The 21,313-nt window shown below is 70.9% G+C and carries 21 protein-coding genes; 8 read left to right on the top strand and 13 right to left on the bottom strand.

Going from position 1 to position 21,313, the window contains the following annotated elements; translation table 11 throughout:
• Positions 1–62: 62 nt before the first annotated feature.
• From EDD92_RS31260 to EDD92_RS31245, 4 genes are all read right to left on the bottom strand, one after another.
• Positions 63–3,086 carry an SAV_2336 N-terminal domain-related protein gene (locus EDD92_RS31260; protein WP_123967417.1) on the bottom strand — a complete coding sequence of 1,008 codons (3,024 nt, stop codon included), beginning with the start codon at positions 3,084–3,086 and terminating at the stop codon, positions 63–65.
• A gap of 6 nt (positions 3,087–3,092) precedes the next feature.
• Positions 3,093–4,082, bottom strand: coding sequence for a MoxR family ATPase (locus EDD92_RS31255; protein ID WP_260326867.1), 990 nt, complete (start codon positions 4,080–4,082; stop codon positions 3,093–3,095).
• 19 nt (positions 4,083–4,101) lie between these two features.
• Positions 4,102–6,327 carry a trypsin-like peptidase domain-containing protein gene (locus tag EDD92_RS31250; protein ID WP_185124180.1) on the bottom strand — a complete coding sequence of 742 codons (2,226 nt, stop codon included), beginning with the start codon at positions 6,325–6,327 and terminating at the stop codon, positions 4,102–4,104.
• Between the two features lie 67 nt (positions 6,328–6,394).
• Positions 6,395–6,790 (bottom strand): CU044_2847 family protein, encoded by a 396-nt coding sequence (locus EDD92_RS31245; RefSeq protein ID WP_123967415.1) that lies wholly within the window; start codon positions 6,788–6,790, stop codon positions 6,395–6,397.
• 152 nt (positions 6,791–6,942) lie between these two features.
• Here EDD92_RS31245 and EDD92_RS31240 point away from each other — a divergent pair, with 152 nt between their 5' ends.
• Positions 6,943–7,122: a DUF6104 family protein gene (locus EDD92_RS31240; protein ID WP_003992906.1), complete on the top strand. Its 180-nt coding sequence runs from the start codon at positions 6,943–6,945 to the stop codon at positions 7,120–7,122.
• A gap of 183 nt (positions 7,123–7,305) precedes the next feature.
• Here EDD92_RS31240 and EDD92_RS31235 read toward each other — a convergent pair whose 3' ends face one another.
• Entirely contained in the window at positions 7,306–8,115 is an 810-nt protein-coding gene (locus EDD92_RS31235; RefSeq protein WP_123967414.1) for a hypothetical protein, read from the bottom strand.
• A gap of 147 nt (positions 8,116–8,262) precedes the next feature.
• On the opposite strand from EDD92_RS31235, the gene EDD92_RS31230 reads away from it, so the two are divergent.
• Both EDD92_RS31230 and EDD92_RS31225 read left to right on the top strand, forming a co-directional pair.
• Positions 8,263–9,291 carry a DUF4097 family beta strand repeat-containing protein gene (locus tag EDD92_RS31230; RefSeq protein WP_185124179.1) on the top strand — a complete coding sequence of 343 codons (1,029 nt, stop codon included), beginning with the start codon at positions 8,263–8,265 and terminating at the stop codon, positions 9,289–9,291.
• 1 nt (position 9,292) lies between these two features.
• Entirely contained in the window at positions 9,293–10,339 is a 1,047-nt protein-coding gene (locus EDD92_RS31225) for a PadR family transcriptional regulator (RefSeq protein ID WP_123967412.1), read from the top strand.
• A gap of 41 nt (positions 10,340–10,380) precedes the next feature.
• Here EDD92_RS31225 and EDD92_RS31220 read toward each other — a convergent pair whose 3' ends face one another.
• From EDD92_RS31220 to EDD92_RS31200, 5 genes are all read right to left on the bottom strand, one after another.
• Complete coding sequence (locus EDD92_RS31220) at positions 10,381–10,998, bottom strand: hypothetical protein (RefSeq protein WP_123967411.1); 618 nt, start codon at positions 10,996–10,998, stop codon at positions 10,381–10,383.
• Between the two features lie 253 nt (positions 10,999–11,251).
• The gene (locus EDD92_RS31215; RefSeq protein WP_123967410.1) at positions 11,252–11,821 is read right to left on the bottom strand and encodes a Clp protease N-terminal domain-containing protein; all 570 of its coding nucleotides are present in this window, start codon (positions 11,819–11,821) and stop codon (positions 11,252–11,254) included.
• The gene (locus EDD92_RS31210; RefSeq protein WP_030038196.1) at positions 11,821–12,030 is read right to left on the bottom strand and encodes a helix-turn-helix domain-containing protein; all 210 of its coding nucleotides are present in this window, start codon (positions 12,028–12,030) and stop codon (positions 11,821–11,823) included. The genes EDD92_RS31215 and EDD92_RS31210 overlap by 1 nt, the downstream gene beginning before the upstream one ends.
• A 97-nt stretch (positions 12,031–12,127) precedes the next feature.
• Positions 12,128–13,093 carry a zinc-binding dehydrogenase gene (locus EDD92_RS31205; RefSeq protein ID WP_123967409.1) on the bottom strand — a complete coding sequence of 322 codons (966 nt, stop codon included), beginning with the start codon at positions 13,091–13,093 and terminating at the stop codon, positions 12,128–12,130.
• Between the two features lie 291 nt (positions 13,094–13,384).
• Positions 13,385–14,608 (bottom strand): NADP-dependent malic enzyme, encoded by a 1,224-nt coding sequence (locus tag EDD92_RS31200; protein WP_123967408.1) that lies wholly within the window; start codon positions 14,606–14,608, stop codon positions 13,385–13,387.
• A 582-nt stretch (positions 14,609–15,190) separates the two neighbouring features.
• Here EDD92_RS31200 and EDD92_RS31190 point away from each other — a divergent pair.
• Genes EDD92_RS31190 through EDD92_RS31180 form a run of 3 tightly spaced genes read left to right on the top strand, consistent with a single transcriptional unit; the run spans position 15,191 to position 17,914 of the window.
• Complete coding sequence (locus EDD92_RS31190; protein WP_123967407.1) at positions 15,191–16,153, top strand: ABC transporter substrate-binding protein; 963 nt, start codon at positions 15,191–15,193, stop codon at positions 16,151–16,153.
• A gap of 34 nt (positions 16,154–16,187) precedes the next feature.
• Positions 16,188–17,117 carry an amino acid ABC transporter permease gene (locus EDD92_RS31185; protein ID WP_123967406.1) on the top strand — a complete coding sequence of 310 codons (930 nt, stop codon included), beginning with the start codon at positions 16,188–16,190 and terminating at the stop codon, positions 17,115–17,117.
• The gene (locus EDD92_RS31180; RefSeq protein WP_311736787.1) at positions 17,114–17,914 is read left to right on the top strand and encodes an amino acid ABC transporter ATP-binding protein; all 801 of its coding nucleotides are present in this window, start codon (positions 17,114–17,116) and stop codon (positions 17,912–17,914) included. The genes EDD92_RS31185 and EDD92_RS31180 overlap by 4 nt, the downstream gene beginning before the upstream one ends.
• Positions 17,915–17,981: 67 nt before the next feature.
• Here EDD92_RS31180 and EDD92_RS31175 read toward each other — a convergent pair whose 3' ends face one another.
• Positions 17,982–18,761 (bottom strand): trans-aconitate 2-methyltransferase, encoded by a 780-nt coding sequence (locus EDD92_RS31175; protein ID WP_123967405.1) that lies wholly within the window; start codon positions 18,759–18,761, stop codon positions 17,982–17,984.
• Positions 18,762–18,859: 98 nt separating this feature from the next.
• On the opposite strand from EDD92_RS31175, the gene EDD92_RS31170 reads away from it, so the two are divergent.
• The gene (locus tag EDD92_RS31170) at positions 18,860–19,489 is read left to right on the top strand and encodes an ABATE domain-containing protein (protein ID WP_123967404.1); all 630 of its coding nucleotides are present in this window, start codon (positions 18,860–18,862) and stop codon (positions 19,487–19,489) included.
• On the opposite strand, the gene sodX is transcribed toward EDD92_RS31170, so the two are convergent.
• Positions 19,393–19,827: a nickel-type superoxide dismutase maturation protease gene (gene sodX / locus EDD92_RS31165; protein ID WP_123970629.1), complete on the bottom strand. Its 435-nt coding sequence runs from the start codon at positions 19,825–19,827 to the stop codon at positions 19,393–19,395. The two genes, EDD92_RS31170 and sodX, sit on opposite strands and share 97 nt — an antisense overlap.
• A 145-nt stretch (positions 19,828–19,972) precedes the next feature.
• Between sodX and sodN the strand changes: the two genes are divergently transcribed.
• Entirely contained in the window at positions 19,973–20,368 is a 396-nt protein-coding gene (gene sodN / locus EDD92_RS31160) for a superoxide dismutase, Ni (RefSeq protein WP_007491258.1), read from the top strand.
• Positions 20,369–20,483: 115 nt separating this feature from the next.
• On the opposite strand, the gene EDD92_RS31155 is transcribed toward sodN, so the two are convergent.
• Positions 20,484–21,302: a class I SAM-dependent methyltransferase gene (locus EDD92_RS31155; protein WP_123967403.1), complete on the bottom strand. Its 819-nt coding sequence runs from the start codon at positions 21,300–21,302 to the stop codon at positions 20,484–20,486.
• Between the last annotated feature and the right edge of the window lie 11 nt (positions 21,303–21,313).

Here is a 21,313-nt window from a genome sequence, read left to right as displayed (position 1 = left end):
GGCCCGGTTCCGAGACATGACTCGGGGCCGGGCCCTCGGCCGCGCGGGCGAAGCGGCCGGACTCAACCGGGTTCCCCTTCCGGGGGCCGCAGTTGGGCCGCGAGCTCCTGGTACGCGCGCTCCGCCGGCTCCGCGAGCGCGCCTTCCCCCACCCGCCGAGCCTCGTCCGCCGCGCGCCGCCAGTGCCCGGCCGCCTCGTGCAGCAGCGTGAAGTCACGGTTCCGCCAGCCGAGTTCACGCTTCACGAGACCCAGCTCGTACCAGGCTCGGGCGACGGCTGCGGGCGGCCCCGCGGTCCCCGTGGCGCGGCTCAGGACGCGTTCGGCCTCGTCCGGGTCGGCGCCGCGCAGCGCACGGCCGAGCAGGACGAGCCGCCCCACCAGCGCGGAACTGTCCGCGCGGGTGGCGCCGACGCAGTCCGTGAGCACGCCGACCGCCTCGTCCAGGGCATCCGCGCCGGTGTCGGCCAGGAGGAGCAGGGTGGTGCCCCACTCCTCCAGTACGGCCGCCCGCTCCGGGTCCCAGTCGGGCAGCAGCCCGGCCGCGCGCCCGAAGGCGTCGGATGCGAGGTGCAGTGCCTCGCTGCCACCGGCGGATGCGGACCGGGCCAGGTGAGTACGGGCGATGCGCAGCGCCACGGCCACGCGCTGCCCCGGTGCGAACTCCGTGGCCCGCTCGGCCTCTTCAAGAGTCCGGAGCACGGAGGCGGTGTTCTCGCCGCTCCGCTCCCGGGCTTCGGCGAGATCGAGCAGCAGCGAGGTCATCCGGCCAGGTCCGTCCGCTTCGGCCGCCAGCACCTCGCGGGCCGCAGCCAGTTCCTCCGCCGCGTCGGCGGCGTACGGCCGGGCCCGCTCCGGGGCCTCGGCGGTCGCGACGCCCAGCAGGACCCGCCCCAACCGGAGCCGGAGGTCTGCGGTGTGCGGGGCCCAGAACGACTGGGCCCCGGCGATCGCCCGCAGGCTGCCCGCCGCCTCGTGCAGCAGCGCGAGGTCACCGCACAGCCGCCACAGCTCGTAGAGGACGTCGGCGCGTTCCAGTACGGCGTCGAGCCCGGCGCCGGTGTCGGGGGCGAGCCGGCGCACCGCCTGGTACAACTCCCGGTCCGCGGAGCGCAGACAGGCGCAGGCGCCGTCGGTGTCGCCCGCCGCACGCCGGTTGTCGGCCTGCGCGCGCAGCAGCCGGCCCAGGGTGAGCAGAGCTCGGCCGTGCCACGGGCCGGGCCGGTCCGAGTCCGGTTGCTGTGCCAGACATGCCTCCACCCCGCTTCGTGCCTCGTCCAGCGTGGCCGGGTCGCGTTCGCTGCGGTAGAGCGCGAGCAGCGCCTCCGCGAGCAGCGCGCCGGCCTCGACCGGTGCGTGCTCCCACCCGCTCGCCCGGTACTCGCGCAGTAGCCGCACGGCCGACAGCAACGCCCGCCCGTCCTGCTCCCGTTCGTATGCGGCCAGGAACTCCCGTGCCCGGGCCAGCTGTTGACCCGGCGAGGGGGGCGGGACGTCCGGCTCGGGCAGGAACCTGCGGACGACCTCGGCCGACACGACGGCGAACGGCGCGGGTGGCCGGGACGCGTCGGGCGCGTCCGGTGTCACAGCCAACACAGCCTCAGCGCCACCGAGTTGGGCGACGGCCAGCGCCGGGAAGTTGCGCGTCCGGCCGCTGAACCGTGCTTCCACGTACTCTGAGCAGGTCTTGAGCACCAGAGCCGCCTCGTCCCTGGTGAGCCGGCTCAGCAGGAGGTCTCGAACGCCGGGCGCGAAGTCGTACCACGTCTCGCCCCGCGTGCCCGCCGGGTTGGCGTGCGAGAGAAGGCCGCCGAGCAGTACTTCCGCCAGTTCCGCCGGGCCCGACTCCTCCTTGAGCATGGCCCGTTGGACCAACAGCATCACCGGCAGGACAAGGGGTGCCGCGGCCAGATAGGCGGCGAGCCGTTGAGCGGTGGGCGAGGCGTCGGCACGGAACCGGCTCACGCGCTGATCCGCAGTGCGCCACGGTCCGGGGGCGGTCGGTGGGGGTACCTGGGTGTGGTCCGGCCGTACCCAGGCCGCGGCCCCTCTGATCCGGGTGGGTGCCAAGCCGGTGAGGAGGCCCGCCCAGCGCTCGAGGGCGCGCGGCGACGGCGGCAGCACCGGGACCGGGAGCGCGGTGCCGTGCGGCTTGGCCGAGGGGTCGGCGGGAGTGAACGCGCACTCCAGTCCCTGGGTGCCGCGCAGCCGCAGGGTGCCGGGCTGAGGCAGCAGCGCGGTGCGCGGCCACAGCCGCTGGGGCAGAGGTTGCAGTACGGCGACTGGTGCCGGCTGCTCGGCGAGCCGGTACAGGAACCGCTGGGCCGTGCCGGTGCGCCACAGCGGTCCCGCGCAGTCGCTGATCAGCAGGGTGAAGGTGCCGCCGGTGGGGTCGAGGACACCCCGGGCCGGGCGCGGGCGCTCGCCGGGGCCCCGGCCGGTGGAGACGAGGATGTCACCGTCCGGTCCCGGATGCAGATGGTGGCGCCGTACGTCGCGGAACGCCCCGATGCGGATCAGGACCTGGGTGAGCTCCTCCACCACCCGCTCCCACACCACCATCGACGAGGAGGAGTCCACGAGGAGTTGCAACGAGGCGGTCCGGCTCCGGACGCTGGTGAACATGGGAAGGATCACGCCGGTGCTGGCCCGCAGTTCGGCCGTGGCCGGTTCGTCCAGCGCCCCTGCGGCGGGGCGGCCCGTGGTGCTGCGGTGCCGTCGCAGCGGGCTCAGTGCCCTTTGGAGCTCCCGCAGACCCGGCAGGGAGTCCGGGGCCGGGATGGATCTGGGCGGTACATGGCGCGGGGGCGCCACGGGGGTGGGCGTCAGCAGGACCCGGTGGTCCGGCTCAGCAGCGGCCGCCGCATGCGCCAGCCCGCCGGGAACGGCGGGAACAGGGACCGCGAAGTCGGCGGACCGCCCTGCGGCGGCGGGGGCGGGGGTGCCGTGTGAGGTCCCGTCGTTCGAGGCGTCCGACGGGGGTGTCCACTGCGCCAGCCACAGAGCGTCGGCGAGGGACCGCGCGTCGGGTTCGCAGCCGCCCGCGCGCAGTCTCCCGATCAGCTCGTCGCCGGACAGATCCGTCACCAGGTATCACCCCTGTGGGTCGAGGGGCCTCATGAGGAGGTCCGCGAGCCGTTCCCGGGTCATGTCGTCCTGCCCCGTGAACCCCGCGAGGTAGAGGGCGTTGAGCAGTTGGTCCACGGCGAGCACATCACGGCCGCCGCGATCGAGGAAGCGCGCGATGTACTCCGCCATCCGGCCGTCCGCCGAGTCCCCGAAATGGGCCCGCACCATCGCGGCCAGCCGTCGCTCGTCGGGGCGGGGCATCTCCAGGTGCAGGCAGCGTCGCAACAGGGGGGCGGGGAAGTCCCGTTCGCCGTTGCTGGCCAGCACGACGAAGGGGAAGGCGCGGCAGCGGACACGGCCGCCGCGTACGGTGACGCGCAGGCCGTCGTCCGTGAAGACCGTGGCCTCGGGGATCCTGTCGGCGGCCCGCTCCAGTTCGGGAATGGCGAACTCGCCCTCCTCCAGCACGTTGAGCAGGTCGTTGGGCAGATCGATGTCGCTCTTGTCGATCTCGTCGATGAGCAGTACCCGGGGCAATCTCGACGGCAGCAGTGCCGTTCCCAGCGGGCCGAGGCGGATGTACCTGCCGATGTCGTCGACGGCCGCTCCCAGTTGGGAGTCCTGGAGCCGGCCGATGGCGTCGTAGGAGTAGAGCCCGTCCCGGACGTTCGACCGGCTGACGATGGGCCATCGCAGCACCCGGCCGAGCCTGAGCTCATCCGCGACCGAGTAGGGGATCGTGCTCTTTCCCGACCCGGGGGCGCCGGTGATCAGGAGTGGTCGTCGCAGGTAGAGGGCGGCATTGATGATGTCGAGTTCGTCTCCGCCGGGCGAAGCGCCGGCCGCACGGGACCCGCCCGAGCCGAGACGTCGCCGGGAAAGTGCCCAGTCTGGTTCCGGATCGGCCGTGACGAGGGGCCCTCCGTCGAAGTCGCGCCAGGGGGGCGGGGCGGGGAGCATCTCCGCCCCGTCGTGGGGCTCCCCCGTACCGCGGTAGATCAACCAGTCCGTCACGTCGTCACTCCTCGGGCCGTCACGGTGTGTCCAGGAGATCGCTGGTCAACGCGGATCGCAATACGGGATCGTCCCAGAGCAGTGCGATACCGTGCGCCCAGTCGGAGGCCGGATCGTCCGGGCCGGAAGTGGCACGCAACTCGGCCACCGCGGCAGGGAGTTCGCCGAGATTCCGCAGGCCCAAGACCAACTCCCGTACTCCCCGGTCGAATCGCTCGCACACCTCGGGTCCCGCCTGGTCACGGCGCCACAGGACCACGGCGTGCCAGGCGTCGAGGGCAACGCGCAGGGCGTCGGCGGCGGGTCCGGTGCTGATCGGGCCGCAGTGGTACAGAACGGGGGCCGGGGCGCCGGGATCACGCCCAGGACCGTCCCTGTACCCGCGCCCAAGGCCGTAATCGCGCCCGTACTCGCCGAGCAGCGGCACCGCACGCGGCGTGGTGTCCTCGGGTGGCCACTCCCGGGAGAACCTGCGCACTTCAGGGGCGGTACGGCCGTACGACAGCTGGTCGACGACGCTCACGAAGCGGACGGCGCCCAGTCCGGCGCTCTCGTGGCGTGAGGAGCGGCTGATCTCCCATTCGTCCACGGGGATGTCGAACAGTTCCTGCGGCAGGACCACGCACAGCGGGGCGATGTTCCTGCCCGCGTCGGCCTGCAGGAACACCTCGCGCAGCGCGTCGGCCAAGTCCGGTGGCGGACGGTCGAGGCCGTCCACGGGCACGCCCTGGCCCACGGCCATGAGTTCCACGTCCCCGGTGTGACTCATCAGCCGCACGGTCCAGCTGTAGAGGCCCTCCAGCCACCAGTCGCCGCGGAACTCCAGCAGGACGACGGCCGATCCGTCGGTCAGCGCCGCTTCCGGGTCGGGCCGGGGCCCGGACTCGGGGCGGGAACTGCGACGGGGGCCGGACCGGCCGTGCGCTCCGAAGGCACCGTTCGGGTCGAAGGCGCCGTTCGACGCTCCGTTGGGGTCGGAGGCCTGGTCGGCGCCCGGCTCCTCCCGCTCCGCGTCGGCGCGGTGCACCAAGGGGCCCGGGTCCGCGGCGAATCCGCCCGGTGCGTCCGACCGCACGCCCGCGTGGCCGATCCGGATCGGTTCCGGGGCCGCGAGGCGGGCCAGTTCCTCGCGCTCGTCCGGGCGCAGCGACCGCGCACGTTCGAGGGCCCAGTCGATGAGCTCTCCGGCCGGGCCCGGTGCCGCGCGACGCTGCTGCCGGGCCACGTTTACGAGGTAGCCGAGCACGGCCTTCTCCTCGCGCTTGTCGAACGGGTCGTACAGAAGCCCGGCGCCATCCCGCCAGGCGCCCGGCCTCTCCATGCGCGAGGTGCGCTGGCCCGGACAGACCTCGTCGACGAGCTTCCCGATCGTGCCCACGTCCGGGGCGGGCGGAAGCTTCGCGAGCAGGCCCAGGGCCTGTACCCGGTCGAGGGGGCGCCAGGGTCTGCCGCGGCTGAGCAGGTGGGACTGGACCGAGGCCCAGGTGTGGTTGTCGGCCCCATGCCGTTGTTGCGCGTCCCAGTGCCAGCCGTCGTGGGCGAGGATCAGGTCCTGGTAGGGATCCTCACCGAGCGTTCCGGCCGACCGCAGAGCGCGGAGCGCCGTGACACGGACGCAGTTTCCGCCGTCCCGGTCGTTGCGCCGCGACTTGATCACGCCGACGACCGCGCCCCGTCCCAGATCGACCACGGGCCCCCCGGACAGGCCTTCCTTGATCTCTCCCCCGTGGCCGGTCAGCCGCAGCACGTACCGCCCGTGTACGCCCGCGACCTGGCAGTAACCCTCCCAGTCGGAGAGGGAGCCGTACTCGTCGTAGGTGAATCCCCGGTACAGGAGCCATCCGCCGCTGTCGCTGGGCGGTGTGGACAGGTCCGAGAGCCATACGCAGGGGTGGTCGACGTGCTCGGTCAGTTCGACGATCGCCAGATCGGGCGTCGGCCACAACCCCCGCCGCCCTTCGGGCACTTCGTCCATGCCGGGCAGGCAGTGCCACAGCCGCCCCGCCACCGTCGCCTCGCCGGAGCCGTCCGGCGTGCGGTACGTGATGCGTATCTCCCCGTCCCCGCGCCACACCCGTCGGCCGTCGACCAATTCGGACAGCACATGCGCACAGGTCAGCACCCGGCCCGGCGCGACGAAGAAGCCGCTGCCCCAGATCCCGGGGGACCGGCCGTCACCGGCGTCCATCGGCCCATGGACCTTGACGGTGGCGTCCTGGACCAGGCCGCTGAGACGTTCTTCCATCTGCCGGCGCTCTTCCGAGCCGTGCCGACGTTCGCCGCCCTCGGGCATGGTCTCGTCCGGCACCCGATCAGGCGCCGGCCCCGTCCGCGTCACCTGGGCCGTCGGCATCACCACCCGCTGTGCCGCGCCGGGCACCGCGGTCGCTCCAGGTCAGGGTCACGACGATCGATCCCTTGGCCTCGCCGTCGGCCAGGACGCTCACCACCCGGCCCGGCTTGGCCGCCAGCTCGACCCCGAAGGCCACGCTCACCTCGTCGGGTTCCGCGGCGACCGTCGCCGCGCGCATCGTCGTGGCGACGCCCCGCACGAGCTCGGTGAGACCTTCGAGGCGTGCGGTGAACGCCTCCGACCACCCGGTGTCGCTGTACTCGCCCGCCCTGTCGCCCAGCAGTTCCGCGTCGGACACCCGCGCCTCGACGAGCGTGCCGTCCGGCAGCTCGATCCGCGTCACCTCGTCGGCCATGCTTCCCCGCCCCCGTCCTCAGTGACCTCGATTATCAGCCGGACATCACCCATCGCGCGAGGGATTCGGTGTACTCCCCGCCCGGACCGGGGAGCGGGAAGTCCGGATAGCCTGGTGGTGTACGTGTCAGCCGACTTCCGTCCGGAGCATCCGTGTACTTCACCGACCGAGGCATCGAAGAACTCGAGAAGCGTCGCGGCGAGGAAGAGGTCACCTTCGAGTGGCTCGCCGAGCAGCTGCGTACGTTCGTCGACCTCAACCCGGACTTCGAGGTTCCGGTGGAGCGGCTGGCGACGTGGCTGGCGCGGCTGGACGACGAGGACGACGAGTAGGAGTCCGGGGAGTCGGGGGTCCGGCTGTCGGGGCGCCCGCGTGGCGCCCCTTTTTTCGTGCCCCTCGGTCCCAGGGCATTCGTGTCCCTGAGTCCCAAGGCTTTCGCAGCCCTCGGTCCCGGGGCTGCACGGCCCGCAGTCCCAAGGCTTCCGCGGCCCGCAGTCCCAGGGCTCACGTGGCCCTCAGTCCCACGGCCACACCAGGTCGTACGCCAGCCCCACCGCCCCGTGCGCCAGCAGCAGCACCCCCGCCGCGGTCCAGCCGCCGCTGCGGTGCCGTAGGCCCCATGCCGTGAGCGGGAGCCCGGCCGCCACCTGGGCCAGGGCCAGAGCGCTCGCCCGTGGCGTCCCCGACCACGGGAGCCACGGGCCGGGACGACTGCTCTCGAGGGCGTCGAGTTCCGCCCGTACCGCCTCGCGCCAACCCGGCCACTCGGCAGGGCGGGCGTCCGGCAGGGCTTGCGCGGCCTCGCGCAGGCGGTCGGCGGGCTCGCCCGGGGTGATGCCCTCGGGGAGAGCGACTCCCGCGCGCGTGAGGACGGCGATCAGGGCGCGCAGACGGGCGCGGGCGTCGGTCCCGGGGTCGGGCTTCGTGAGGTGGTCCAGGTCCTGTACGTCGAGCACGGGGTCCAGGCCCAGGCGGGCCGCGAACGTGCGCATCGCCTCGTCCTCGCCGGCCGGGGTGCCGTTCGCGAGCCAGACATAGCCGACGGGGCGGCGGAAGCCGGACGCGAGGGTGAAGCCGGCGCGGTCGGCGTCCCACCACAGGGCGAGTACGGGCCAGGGGGCGCCGACGGCGAGAGCGGTGGCCCAGCCGGTGAGGACGCGGTCGACGGGTTCGCCGCCGTGCAGCCAGGGCCGGCCCTCGGGAAGGAGCACGCTCCAGGCGTCGCCTGCCGGGGCGAGCAGCATGCGGTCGCGCAGCAGGTGGGCGGCGGGGGCGACGGACGCGGGCTGCGCCCGGCACAGGAGCAGGGCACCGACGTTCGACATGCTCACACGCTAGGGCGATTCGACCGCTTTGGTCATTTCCGAGACCGCGGAGATCACCGGAACGAGTGTCTTGACTTTCCCTGTCCGCGATATATCGTGAATTGCAGGAGACGCGATATGGCGCGTTGTGACGGGGAGGTCTGCACCATGTCCGAGTGGTCTGTCGGTGAGCCGCGGAAACTCACCTTCGACAAGCCCGTGCGCGAACTCCACGTACGCATCGTCAACGGAACGGTGAACGTGGTGGGCACGGACGAAGGTTCCGCCCGACTGGAGGTCTCCGAGATCGAGGGGCCACCCCTGCTGGTGAGCCAGCAGGGCGGCACGCTCACCGTCGCGTACGACGACCTGCCGTGGAAGGGCTTCCTCAAGTGGCTCGACCGCAAGGGTTGGCGGCGCAGCGCCGTCGTCTCCCTCGCCGTCCCGGCCGACACGCGCGTAGAGGTGGGCGTGGTCGGCGCCGCGGCCGTGGTCTCCGGAATCGACGGGCGTACGGAGGTGAAGGGGGTCACCGGGGACACCACCCTGGTGGGGCTGACGGGCCCGGTGCGCGCCGACACCGTTTCGGGGAACCTTGAGGCGCAGGCCCTCCGCGGCGACCTCCGTTTCAACTCCGTCTCCGGTGATCTGACCGTGGTCGAGGCGGGCTCCTCGGTCAAGGCGGACTCGGTGAGCGGCTCGATGATCGTCGACCTGGATCCGGCGAGCCGCCCGACCGACATCGTCCTGGCGAACGTTTCCGGCGAGATCGCCATCCGGCTGCCCCACCCGGCGGATGCGGAGGTGGAGGCGAACACGGCGAGCGGGACGGTCTCCAACGCCTTCGAGGACCTGCGGGTCAGCGGCCAGTGGGGCGCCAAGAGGATCACCGGCCGGCTCGGCTCGGGCAGCGGAAGCCTGAAGGCGACGACCGTCTCGGGTTCGATCGCCCTGCTGCGGCGGCCCCCGGCGGAGGAGGAGCCGTGGGACGTGGCTCCGGAGGACATCGGCCCCCTGGTCGAGGACACGCCTCCGGCGGATTCGGACCCGTCCGCGCAGACCGGCCCGGCGAGCACCCCGGCGGACGGACCACACAACGACTCGGGGGACAATTCCGTTTCCGGCCAGGACGACCAATCGACCGACGACTCGACCGACGACCCGGCCGACGGCACGACCGACAAGAAGGTGCTCTGACATGCCTCCCGTCTTCGCCCACGGCCGCCTCCGCCTCTACCTGCTGAAGCTGCTGGACGAGGCCCCGCGCCACGGCTACGAGGTGATCCGCCTCCTCGAGGAGCGCTTCCAGGGGCTGTACGCACCGTCGGCGGGCACCGTCTACCCCCGCCTGGCCAAGCTGGAGGCCGAGGGCCTGGTCACCCACACCACCGAGGGCGGCCGCAAGGTGTACGCCATCACGGACGCGGGCCGCGCCGAACTGGCCGACCGCAGCGGCGAGCTGGCCGACCTGGAGCTGGAGATCCGCGAGTCGGTCGCGGAACTGGCCGCCGAGATCCGGGCCGATGTGCGCGGCGCGGCGGGCGATCTGCGGCGCGAGATGCGGGCCGCGGCCACGGAGGCCCGGCGGGGTGCCGGCGGCAAGGGGCGCGGCGAACAGGACGGCTCCCTCGGCGACTTCGGGGAGTACGCCGACAAGGAGTCGTGGCGTGTCGCGAAGGAGGAGATGCGGCGCGTCAAACAGGAGTGGAAGGAGCAGGCGCGGCGCGCCAAGGACGAGAGCCGCCGGGCCCGCGAGGAGGCCCAGCGCGCCCGGCGCCAGGCCAAGGAGGCGCAGGAGCAGGCCCGGGCCCAGGCCCAGGAGGAGCTGCAGCGCATCGCCAAGCGAGTGCAGGAGCAGGTGCAGGACCACTTCGCGCGGGGCGACTGGCCGACGGGGGTGCGGGAGGGCCTGACCGAACTGGCCAAGGAGTTCGGGGACTTCGGAAGGGAGTTCGGAAAGGACTTCGGGTTCGGACGGGGCGGCACCGGCACCTCGGCACCCCAGCCCGAGTACTCGCACACCAAGGAGGCCTTCCCGGCGGAGTACGAACCCTCGTGGGCGCACGAGGCCACCACCGGAGACCCGGCCCGCGACCTCGACCGCCTGCTCGACCGCTTCCGGGACGACATCCGTGACGCGGCCCGGGACCACGGCGTCACGGACGAACAGCTCCGCGACGCCCGCCGCCATCTGTCGACGGCGGCGGCGCATATCGGAGCGATACTGCGCGCACCGAGGGTCTGAGAGCCGGCGGGCCGCTTTCCGCGAAGGCAGTCGTCAGACGCTCAGGTGCACTGCCAGAGGAAGCGGCCCTCCTTGCCGTCCGGGGAGAGGAAGGCATAACCGACGCCCGCGTCACCGAAGTTGACATCGAAGGGCAGCTTCCCGGAGTCCAGCTGGACCACCAGCTGCCATCCGTCGCCGGGCGTCTCGTCGCCCTGGAGCCAGTGCGGTTCGACACCGGGACCGCCGAGGAACTGCCAGGGCCGACGGTCCTCCTCCTCATCGGAGTGCTCACCGGAGCCCTCGCTGGAGCCCTCGCCGGAGTCGATGTGCCGCGGCAGATGGTCGGCCCCCGCGCTCGGGCCCTCCGCCCGCCGTTCGACGGTCACGAAGTCCGGGATGTGGCCGCCGGGTTGGATCACCAGGGCGTTCTCCCCGCCCTCCGGCTCCCACGTGCCGTCGACGTACTCCCCCTCGTCCCCGGTCATGAACAGATGGGCGAGCCGGCCGCCCTCCAGGGCGAACTGGCCCAGGAACTCCATCGGCCGGCCGGTCTGACGCGACAGCGGCCACTGCGGCTCCTCCAGCCACACGGGCTGCCCGCCCGCCTTGGTCACCGCCTCGCGCACGACCCCGTCCGCGGGGACGAACACGAGCGGCACGGGCTCGGACGCGGTCATGAGAGCTCCTTCGAAGGACCAGGCCAACCTCGGCAGGCCCCACCCTAGGACCCGCCACAGACACCCAAGGCCCAGCACGCCCGACCTCCGCGACCGCCTCCGCCTCCGACTCCGACTGTGTACGCCCCCTGGAAAGCGCCCGCCACGGACACCCCCGGCCCAGCACACCCGCCCTCCCCGACCGCCCTCCGACCCCGCCCGCGTACGCCCGCCCTGGAGCGCACCCGTCACGCGCGCCGGGCCAGGAACCCGGTCATCCGGCCTTCGCATCACCGCCCCCGCCGAACAGCACCCGTATCAGCGACTCGTGTGTCACCCCGCGGTCGGCGAGGACTTCGGCGGGGATCCCGGGGCGGGCGGTCAGCGCCAGGAGGATGTGCTCGTCGCCGATGTGCCGGTCCCCCTGGGCGACGGCGGTGTGCAGCGACGTCGTGAGGATCTGCTTGGCACCCCGGCCGAAGCTGCGGCGCCCCGACCACGAGCCCTTGTCCCTGCGGTCGCCGGACATCGCCCCGACGCCGTGCACCTCCTCGACGCGGGCGACGATCTCCGACACGTCGATCCCCAGCCCGGCGAGCGCGTCGGTCTCGGACTGGGACAGCCCGGCCCGCCGACGGGCCTCGGCCACCGCCTCCCGCACCGATTCCCTGCGTTCGCCGGCCACCCCCAGCGAGGTGAGCGCGAACGAGGCGCGGCTGCCCTCGCGGTCGAGCAGCGCGAGCAGTATGTGTTCGGCGTCGACGGACGGCACCCCTGCCCGTTCCGCGTGCTCGACCGCCGTCCGCACCACGTCACGGGCGTCCTTTGTGAACCGCTCGAACATCAATGCCTCCCGTACTTCTTGTGCACGGCCTGCCTGCTGACTCCGAGTTCCGCGGCGATCTCCTGCCACGACCAGCCCTGATGGCGCGCACTGCGCACCTGCACCGCCTCCAACTGCTCCAGCAGCCTGCGCAGTGCGGCGACGGCGCGCAGTCCGACCCGTGGATCGCGGTCGCCCGCGCGCTCGGCGAGATCCGTTGCTTCGGTCATGATGTCAACTTACGTTGACAGTCCCGCCATGTCAACCATGGTTGACAAACGCCGACGGCCGACCCGGTTCCGGGTCGGCCGTCGGCGAAAGGGGCTGTCAGTCGTTGGTGAGCACGATCTTTCCGAACTGCTCCCCGGATGCCATCCGTTCGAAGCCCTCCCGCGCCCGGTCCATCGGCAGCACTTCGTCGATGACGGGGCGCACGCCGGTGGCGGCACAGAAGGAGAGCAGGTCCTCCAGCTCGTCCTTGGTGCCCATCGTGGAGCCGACGACCTTGAGTTCGAGGAAGAAGATGCGGGTCAGTTCGGCATGCGAGGGCCGGTCACCGCTCGTCGCCCCCGAGATGACGAGCGTGCCGCCGGGCTTCAGCGACTTCACCGAGTGCGACCAGGTGGCGGCCCCGACGGTCTCGATGACGGCATCGACGCGCTGCGGCAGCCGCGCCCCCGACTCCAACGCCTCGACGGCACCCAGTTCCACGGCCCGCTTCCGCTTGGCCTCGTCCCGGCTGGTGGCGAAGACCCGCAGCCCCGCAGCCTTCCCGAGCACGATCGCGGCCGTCGCGACTCCGCCCCCGGCGCCCTGCACGAGGACCGAATCGCCGGGCCGTACGCCCGCGTTGGTGAAGAGCATGCGGTACGCCGTCAGCCAGGCGGTCGGCAGACAGGCGGCCTCCGCGAAGGAGAGCTCCTTGGGCTTGGGCAGGATGTTCCAGGTCGGCACGGCGACCTGCTCGGCGAACGTGCCCTGGTAGTGCTCGGTGAGGATGGAACGGGGTTCCCTGGGGCCGACGCCGTGACCGCTCTGTCCGATCACGGAGTGCAGGACGACCTCGTTGCCGTCCTCGTCGACACCGGCGGCGTCGCAGCCGAGGATCATCGGCAGTTTGTCCTCGGACAGGCCGACGCCCTTGAGGGACCAGAGGTCGTGGTGGTTGAGGGAGGCGGCCCTGACGTCGACGACACTCCAGCCGGGCCGGGCCCCGGGAGCGGGCCGGTCCCCCAACTCGAGGCCGTTCAGTGGCTGGTCACGGTCGATTCGGGCGGCGTAGACGGCGAACATGACCTTGACGATAGGCGGCACACCGGCTCGACGGAACCGCAGGGCTCTGTGACACACACCCTCTTGCCGGCACCATTTCAGCCCGTCCGGCATTTGAGGACGAGGCCGCTCAGTCGGAAGGGGGGTCTGGGGGCACAGCCCCCAGGGCCACAAGCCCCCACCCACCGGCAGCCGCCGCCGGCGGGCTCCACCCACGACAGACGTGCACCGCGTCAACCACCCGAACGGGCGGGCGCGTGGGCAAAAAAATGGTCCCGCCCACCCGGGCGGGACCATTCAACAGACGGTACGTCAGCGCCGCGCAACACCTTCGGCCCGAGCCGCAGCCGCAACAGCCGCCGTAACAGCCGGAGCAACCCGCTCATCAAAGGGTGACGGAATCACATAGTCCGCAGCGAGGTCGTCCCCGACGACCCCGGCCAGCGCCTCGGCCGCCGCGATCTTCATCCCCTCGGTAATCCGAGAGGCACGAACCTGCAGCGCGCCCGCGAAGATGCCCGGGAACGCCAGCACGTTGTTGATCTGGTTCGGGAAGTCCGACCGTCCGGTCGCCACGACCGCCGCGTACTTGTGCGCGACGTCGGGGTGCACCTCGGGGTTCGGGTTGGCCATGGCGAACACGAACGCGCCCTCGGCCATCGAGGCGACGGCCTCCTCCGCGACCGTACCGCCGGAGACGCCGATGAAGACGTCCGCACCCTCCAGAGCCGCCTCCAGCGACCCGGTGATGCCGGCCTTGTTGGTGAACCCTGCGAGCTCCCGCTTGACGGACGTCAGGTCGTCCCGGTCGGCCGACACGACACCCTTGCGGTCGGCCACCGCGACATCCCCGATACCGGCCTCGACCAGCATCTTGGCGATGGCGACACCGGCCGCACCGGCACCGGAGATGACGGCCCGCAGATCCCCGATGGCCCGCCCGCTCAGCCGCGCGGCGTTCCGCAGGGCCGCCAGCGTCACGACCGCCGTACCGTGCTGGTCGTCGTGGAAGACCGGGATGTCCAGCCGCTCCTGCAGCTTCCGCTCGATCTCGAAGCACCGCGGCGCCGAGATGTCCTCGAGGTTGACGCCGCCGAACGAGGGCGCGAGCCGCACCACGGTCTCGACGATCTCGTCGACACCCGTGCAGTCGAGCGCGATCGGCACGGCGTCGACGCCGCCGAACTGCTTGAACAGAATCGCCTTGCCTTCCATCACCGGAAGGGAGGCCTCGGGGCCGATGTCCCCGAGTCCGAGCACCGCCGTGCCGTCGGTGACCACGGCCACGACGGACGACTTCCACGTGTAGTCGTGGACGAGCTCCGGCTGCTCGGCGATGGCGCTGCACACCTTCGCAACGCCGGGCGTGTACGCCAGGGACAGGTCGTCCTTGTCACGGACCGGCACGGTGGCCTGCACGGCCATCTTGCCGCCGCGGTGCAGCGCGAACGCCGGATCGAAGGAATCGAGGGGCTCGCCCCCGCCGTCCTGATCCGTACTGCTGTCGCTGCGAGGATTGACGATCTCCGCTGCCACTTTGTTTTACCCCTTAAGTCTTCATTGGTTGAGGGTGGCCACTCCTGGTGAGGGGTGGGCGGGCACCGCGTCAGTCCCGGTCGGTGTTGCGTACGGGTCCTGCGCGACGGGCGCGCCGCACACGCGCCCTGAGCCCCGGATGAGGGGTGTAAAGAACCTTCTTACCGGACGCACCGGGCCAAGGACGAGTCCAATAAGTGCAAGGTCACATCGCGGAACCCGAAGGTCACATCTCGGCCACAAGGTTCGTCCCGAAATATAGGGACCCGTCCCCGACGAATCCGCGACGAGCCCTTGACTGGCGGCCGAACAGTGATCAACACCTCGGAGCGCAGGTCCGCATCCCGAGATGCGTCGAAGATCTTCCGGCCGGAACGCCGGATTCCCGCAGATGGTCCGGCCATGTTGTACCGGCCTGGTGTGGTTCGGGGGTCACCCGTTATCCGATTTTGACATGACGGGTCCCCTGAAGGGCTGAGTCCGAATGGCAAGATGCCGTAAACCCACGAGGTCGCGACACTCGAAGGTGTGTGTTCTCGTCGACCGATCGGCAACTCCACCCATCCGCCGGAGGAACCCAAAATGACCGCAAGCTCCACCCGTCGTACGACCGCCGCACGCACCCGTCTGGCAGCGGTCGGTGCGGTCGCGGTCGCAGGCGCCCTGATCCTCACCGGCTGCGGTGACCAGACGGACAAGGGCGGCAGCAGCTCGGATTCGGCGTCCTCGTCCTCGGCGCCGCTCGCGAGCAAGCTCCCCGCCGACATCCGCAAGGCGGGCGTCGTCAAGGTGGGCTCCGACATCGCCTACCCGCCGGTCGAGTACATGCAGAACGGCAAGGCCGTCGGCATCGACCCGGACGTCGCGGACGCCCTCGGCAAGCAGCTGGGCGTGAAGTTCGAGTTCCAGAACGGCAAGTTCGACCAGCTCATCGTCGGTCTGCAGTCCAAGCGGTTCAACGTGATCATGTCGGCCATGAGCGACACGAAGGACCGCCAGGAAGGCATCGACTCCGACACCGGCAAGAAGGCCGGCAACGGCATCGACTTCGTCGACTACTTCACCGCCGGCACCTCGATCCTGGTCCAGAAGGGCAACCCCAAGGGCATCAAGTCCCTGGACGACCTGTGCGGCAAGGTGGTGGCACTGCAGCGGGGCACCACCTCCGAGGGCATCGCCAAGACCCAGAGCACCAAGTGCAAGAAGGACGGCAAGAAGGCCATCACGCTGCAGACCTTCGACACCGACCCCGAGGCGCTGCTCCGCCTGAAGCAGGGTGCGTCCGTCGCCGACCTCAACGACTTCCCGGTCGCGGCCTACAACGCGAAGACCTCGGGCGGCGGCAAGGACTTCGAGGTCACCGGCGAGCAGATCGAGGCCGGCCCCTACGGCATCGGCGTCAGCAAGGAGAGCACCCAGCTGCGGGACGCCCTGCAGGCCGCCGTGAACGCGATCATCCAGAACGGCGAGTACAAGAAGATCCTGGAGAAGTGGAACGTCACGGACGGCGCGGTGACCGAGGCCAAGGTCAACGGCGGTTCCTGACCCCTGCCTGACGCAACGCTGAAGGGCAGTCACTGTGACTGACATTGTCGACAAGGTTCCGGCGCCATCGGTGCCGCCGGAGCAGATCAAGGCCATCCCGGTGCGCCACTACGGCCGCTGGGTGGCCGGTGCCGTGGTCATCGGGCTCCTGGTTCTGATCGGGATCGCATTCTCCAACGCGAAGATCAACTACGACATCATCCCGGACTACCTCACGGACGATCTGATCCTGTCCGGCCTCTGGCACACGCTGTACATCTCCGTGCTCGCCATGGTGCTCGGACTCGTCCTGGGCGTGATCCTTGCGGTGATGCGGATGTCGTCGAACCCGGTCACCAGCACGGTGTCCTGGCTCTACATCTGGTTCTTCCGCGGCACCCCGGTACTGGTGCAGCTGCTGCTCTGGTACAACATCGCCCTCGTGTTCCCCGTCCTCAACCTGGGGTTCTACAAGGACGAAATGAACGACGTGATGACGCCGTTCCTGGCGGCCCTGCTCGGTCTCGGCCTGAACGAGGCCGCGTACATGTCCGAGATCGTCCGGGCCGGTATCCAGTCCGTCGACGAGGGACAGACCGAGGCCTCGCACGCGCTGGGCATGACCCACGCCAAGACGCTGCGGCGCGTGGTCCTCCCGCAGGCGATGCGGGTGATCGTGCCGCCGACCGGCAACGAGTTCATCAACATGCTGAAGACCTCGTCGCTCGCCTACGCGGTCCAGTTCAACGAACTGCTCAAGCGGGCCACGGACGTCTCCAGTACCTCGCTCGCGGTCGTCGAGATGTACTTCGTGGCGTCGATCTGGTACCTGATCCTGACCAGCGTCTTCAGCGTCGGCCAGTACTACCTGGAGCGCCGCTACGCCCGCGGTTCGTCGCGCAGCCTGCCGCCGACCCCCTTGCAGCGTCTGAGGAAGAACCTCCGTCTGTTCGGTTCGTTCCGCCGCCCGGAGGTGACCCGATGACCCGTCTCGGCAAGGACATCGCCAAGAGCACGAGCGGCCATCCGATGGTCAAGGCGGAGGGCGTGCACAAGTCCTTCGGGCTCGCGCACATCCTCAAGGGCATCGACCTGGAGGTGAACCCGCGCGAGGTGTTCTGCCTGATCGGCCCGTCCGGTTCCGGCAAGTCCACGTTCCTGCGGTGCATCAACCACCTGGAGAAGATCAGCGCCGGCCGGCTGTACGTCGACGGCAGCCTGGTCGGCTACCGGCAGAGCGGCGACAAGCTCTACGAACTCAAGGAGAAGGAAGTCGCCGCGCAGCGGCGGGACATCGGCATGGTGTTCCAGCGCTTCAACCTCTTCCCGCACATGACGGCCCTGGAGAACGTCGCGGAGGCGCCGATCCAGGTCAAGGGCGAGTCCAAGTCCGTCGCCCGGGAGCGGGCGCAGCGGCTCCTGTCCCGGGTCGGCCTCGGTGACAAGAAGGACCACTACCCGGCCCAGCTCTCCGGTGGTCAGCAGCAGCGCGTCGCCATCGCCCGGGCGCTGGCGATGGAGCCCAAGCTGATGCTCTTCGACGAGCCGACCTCGGCCCTCGACCCGGAGCTGGTCGGCGAGGTACTCGACGTGATGCGGGACCTCGCGGAGGACGGTATGACGATGATCGTCGTCACCCACGAGATGGGCTTCGCCCGCGAGGTCGGCGACTCGCTGGTCTTCATGGACGACGGGGTGGTCGTCGAGTCCGGCCACCCTCGCGAGGTCCTGACGAACCCGCAGCACGAGCGCACCAAGTCGTTCCTGTCCAAGGTGCTGTAGCAGTACGACGGGAAAGGGGCGGTACGGGCATCCCGTACCGCCCCTTCTCAGTTCCGGCCGGCTGACATCACTTCAACGCCAGCAACAACGTGTCCGCCGGCGAACACCACACCGCCCGGGCCTCCCCGAACCCCTTCTCCTGCAGCACGCGCGCGTGCCACTGAGGCGAGGGCATGTCGCCGTCCGCGTGGTCGCCGTAGATCTCGAAGCGGCGGGCCGTGGGGCCCGCGAGGGCCGGGTCCTTGGCGGCGAGCTGCCACCACTGGGCCCAGTCCAGGGCTCCGTCCCGCATGGCCTGATCCATGCGGGCGTGGCGCAGGCTGCGCTCCGCCGCGTTGATCCGGGGCGTGCTCTCGTCGATCATGTGGTCGGCGTTCATGAAGACGCCGCCGTGGCGGACCAGCCCGGCGATCCGGCCGTACAGGGCCGCGAGGGGGGCGCTGTGCAGCCAGTGGAGGGCGGTGGCGGTGAGCACCGCGTCATACGTCTCGTACGGCAGCCGCGCCGGCCAGTCCGGGTCCTTGAGGTCGGCCTCGACGAAGGTGACCCGGTCGTCGCCCTCGAAGGTGCCGCGCGCGATGGCGAGGAGCGCGGGGTCGAGATCGATGCCGGTGCTGGTGGCGTCCGGGAAGCGGGCGAGCAGCCGGGCCGTGATGCTGCCGGTGCCGCAGGCGAGGTCGAGGATGCGCGGCTCGGTCCCGACGCAGGCCTCGACCATGTCGAGCATGATGCGGAACCGCTCCTCGCGGTCCGGCATGTACACCTCCTGCTGCCGGTCCCAGCTCTCTTGCCAGCCCTGCCAGTCGGTCCCCGTGGTACCTGTTCCGGTTGCAGTGGTTTCCGTCATGGAAGCCCTCTCCCCTCACCCGCGTAATACCCTGGAAGTACAGGCAGTCGTTACCTCTTCGCACCCACGACCATAGAGCGCCTTCGTAAGGACCACAAGTGGAACTGGCCTATTACTCGGACTACGCCGTACGCCTCGTCAACACCGAGGAACCGGCCCGGGGCAAGGACACCCTGACCTCCGTCGAGGCCGTCCGCGACCTGTTCGGCGGCAACGCGTCGGCGGCCCGCCGCGCCACCGACGCCGACGTGACGCGCTTCCGCTCGGTCAGGGGCCGGCTGCGCGCGGTCTTCGAGGCCGCCGACAAGGGCGACGAGACGCTCGCCGTGGACCTGCTGAACTCACTCCTGCTGGAGTTCCCGGTCAGCCCGCAGATCTCGGGCCACGACTTCCGGGACGACGACGGCCGACCGCTGTGGCACATGCACCTGGCCGACCATCCCTCGAACGCGACCGCCGGCTACGCGGCCATCGCGGCGATGGGCCTGGCCTTCCACCTGACGGAGTACGGCGTCGACCGGCTGGGCCTGTGCGAGGCGGCGCCGTGCCGCAACGCCTACCTGGACACGTCCACGAACCGCTCCCGGCGCTACTGCTCCGACCGCTGCGCCACCCGGGCCAACGTGGCCGCCTACCGCGCCCGCAAACGCCTGGAGGCCGACCGGTCCGACAGGACGGGCCTCGCGGCCGACAGCACCCAGCGGGCGAGCGCGAACGGCGAGCGCTGATCCGCCTTCAGCGGCCGGTACCGAAAGCGCACCTTGCCGAGGACCAGATCCTCCGGGACGGTCCCGTAGTCCGTGCTGTCGCCGCCCGCGTAGGCGTTGTCGCCGAGTACCCACCAGCCGCCGTCGCGCCGCTCCGCGGCCCGCTTCACGACCAGCAGGTCCTGCTGGAACGGATGCCGCAGGACCACCACGTCACCAGGCCTGATCCGGGCGCCGTACTGCACCACGAGCCGGTCCCCGTGGTGGAGCGTGGGCACCATGGACGGGCCGGTCACCTCTGCCGCCCCGAAGGGCAGCAGCGCCCGCCCGCGCTCGATCTCCTGCGACAGCTCCGGCATCCCCGGCACCTCCCCGGTCCGATCCTCCACCAGTCTCAGTCTCACCCCGGACTTTTGTCCTAAGCCCATGGGGGCACCCGCGAAATCCCCTCCCCCAGGGAGTAATGTCCCACCTGAGAAGACGATCACGAGGAAGGAATGCTCCATGCTTTCCCGCCTGTTTGCCCCCAAGGTCAAGGTCAGCGCACACTGCGACCTGCCCTGCGGTGTGTACGACCCGGCCCAGGCCCGCATCGAGGCGGAGTCGGTGAAGGCCGTGCAGGAGAAGATGGCCGCCAACGACGACCCGCACTTCCAGGCGCGCGCCACCGTCATCAAGGAGCAGCGCGCCGAGCTCGCGAAGCACCACGTCTCGGTGCTCTGGAGCGACTACTTCAAGCCCCCGCACTTCGAGAAGTACCCGGAGCTGCACCAGCTGGTCAACGACGCCCTGAAGGCCCTCTCGGCCGCCAAGGGCTCGACCGACCCGGCCACGGGCCAGAAGGCTCTGGACTACATCGCCCAGATCGACAAGATCTTCTGGGAGACCAAGAAGGCCTGACGAACGCCCCGTTCGCGTGACCCGCGATCGGTGCACCATCGCAGGTCCACGGGCACTCCGAAGGGGTCCGGCCGGGAAACGGCCGGGCCCCTTCCGCTTCTGCCGCGAGGCGGTCTCACCGACGGCAGAGCAGGATGCCGCTCCTGCAGCTGATCTCGAACGCTCCCCGCCGGGCGATGTGGTCCGCGAGGAGGGCGCGAGCGCGTTCGACGGTTTCGGCGAACGGCACATCGTGCTGGTCCGCCCATGCCCGGTACGAAGCCATGTGCGCGATGACCGGCCCGGGATCGCGGACGGTGATGGTGCCGGGCAGTTCGATCGTCTCCACGCAGCCGAACTCGTCCCCCAGGAAGGCCGGAGCCTGCTCCAGGGAGAAGCGGGCGCTGAGCGAGATGCGTGCAGGGCCGCGACCGGTGCCGAGGACGTCGCCGGAGGACCGCTGCCACAGGTCGTCGAGTTCGGGCTTGTCGCGCGCGCTGTTGGTGGAGACGACCAGCAGCCCGTCACGGGCCACGACACGGGACAATTCCCCGATCGCTCGGGCGATGTCAGGGACGTGGTACAGCATGTGCATCGCCAACGCCGCGCCCACGCCCGCCGTCGCCAGCGGCAGACGGGCGACGTCCGCCACGGCCACCGGACCGGGGACCCCGGCGAGTATGCCGGGAGCGATGTCGAAGCCCAGCACCTCCAGGTCGGGCCTGTCCCGGCGGAGTCGACGGATGTACCTGCCGTTGCCGCAGCCGACCTCGACGACGCGTCCGCGCACCTCGCTCAACTGCTCGGCGACGATGCCGGGCAGGTCGTAGCGGGGCGTCTTCCACTCGTAGAGCGCCTGGCGTGCGGCAAGGTCTCGGTCGCTGCTGTAGGCGTGCCCGGCGAGCCGGGCCCGGTCGGTGACGGCGGCAGCCTGTGCGGCGGACAGTTCGGTCATGTCGGGAACGG

It is taken from the genome of Streptomyces sp. TLI_185 (assembly GCF_003814765.1).
In the GTDB taxonomy this organism is placed as follows: Bacteria; Actinomycetota; Actinomycetes; order Streptomycetales; family Streptomycetaceae; genus Streptomyces.
The sequence above is the reverse complement of the archived record's forward strand: the minus strand, read 5'-3'. Positions and strand labels throughout refer to the sequence as shown.

Coding starts and splice junctions, on each gene's coding strand:
- EDD92_RS31250 (WP_185124180.1), bottom strand. CDS start 6,327: ATGGAAGAACGTCTCAGCGGCCTGGTCCAGGACGCCACCGTCAAGGTC.
- EDD92_RS31245 (WP_123967415.1), bottom strand. CDS start 6,790: ATGGCCGACGAGGTGACGCGGATCGAGCTGCCGGACGGCACGCTCGTC.
- EDD92_RS31235 (WP_123967414.1), bottom strand. CDS start 8,115: ATGTCGAACGTCGGTGCCCTGCTCCTGTGCCGGGCGCAGCCCGCGTCC.
- EDD92_RS31230 (WP_185124179.1), top strand. CDS start 8,263: ATGTCCGAGTGGTCTGTCGGTGAGCCGCGGAAACTCACCTTCGACAAG.
- EDD92_RS31225 (WP_123967412.1), top strand. CDS start 9,293: ATGCCTCCCGTCTTCGCCCACGGCCGCCTCCGCCTCTACCTGCTGAAG.
- EDD92_RS31220 (WP_123967411.1), bottom strand. CDS start 10,998: ATGACCGCGTCCGAGCCCGTGCCGCTCGTGTTCGTCCCCGCGGACGGG.
- EDD92_RS31215 (WP_123967410.1), bottom strand. CDS start 11,821: ATGTTCGAGCGGTTCACAAAGGACGCCCGTGACGTGGTGCGGACGGCG.
- EDD92_RS31210 (WP_030038196.1), bottom strand. CDS start 12,030: ATGACCGAAGCAACGGATCTCGCCGAGCGCGCGGGCGACCGCGATCCA.
- EDD92_RS31205 (WP_123967409.1), bottom strand. CDS start 13,093: ATGTTCGCCGTCTACGCCGCCCGAATCGACCGTGACCAGCCACTGAAC.
- EDD92_RS31190 (WP_123967407.1), top strand. CDS start 15,191: ATGACCGCAAGCTCCACCCGTCGTACGACCGCCGCACGCACCCGTCTG.
- EDD92_RS31180 (WP_311736787.1), top strand. CDS start 17,114: ATGACCCGTCTCGGCAAGGACATCGCCAAGAGCACGAGCGGCCATCCG.
- EDD92_RS31175 (WP_123967405.1), bottom strand. CDS start 18,761: ATGACGGAAACCACTGCAACCGGAACAGGTACCACGGGGACCGACTGG.
- sodX (WP_123970629.1), bottom strand. CDS start 19,827: ATGCCGGAGCTGTCGCAGGAGATCGAGCGCGGGCGGGCGCTGCTGCCC.
- sodN (WP_007491258.1), top strand. CDS start 19,973: ATGCTTTCCCGCCTGTTTGCCCCCAAGGTCAAGGTCAGCGCACACTGC.
- EDD92_RS31155 (WP_123967403.1), bottom strand. CDS start 21,302: ATGACCGAACTGTCCGCCGCACAGGCTGCCGCCGTCACCGACCGGGCC.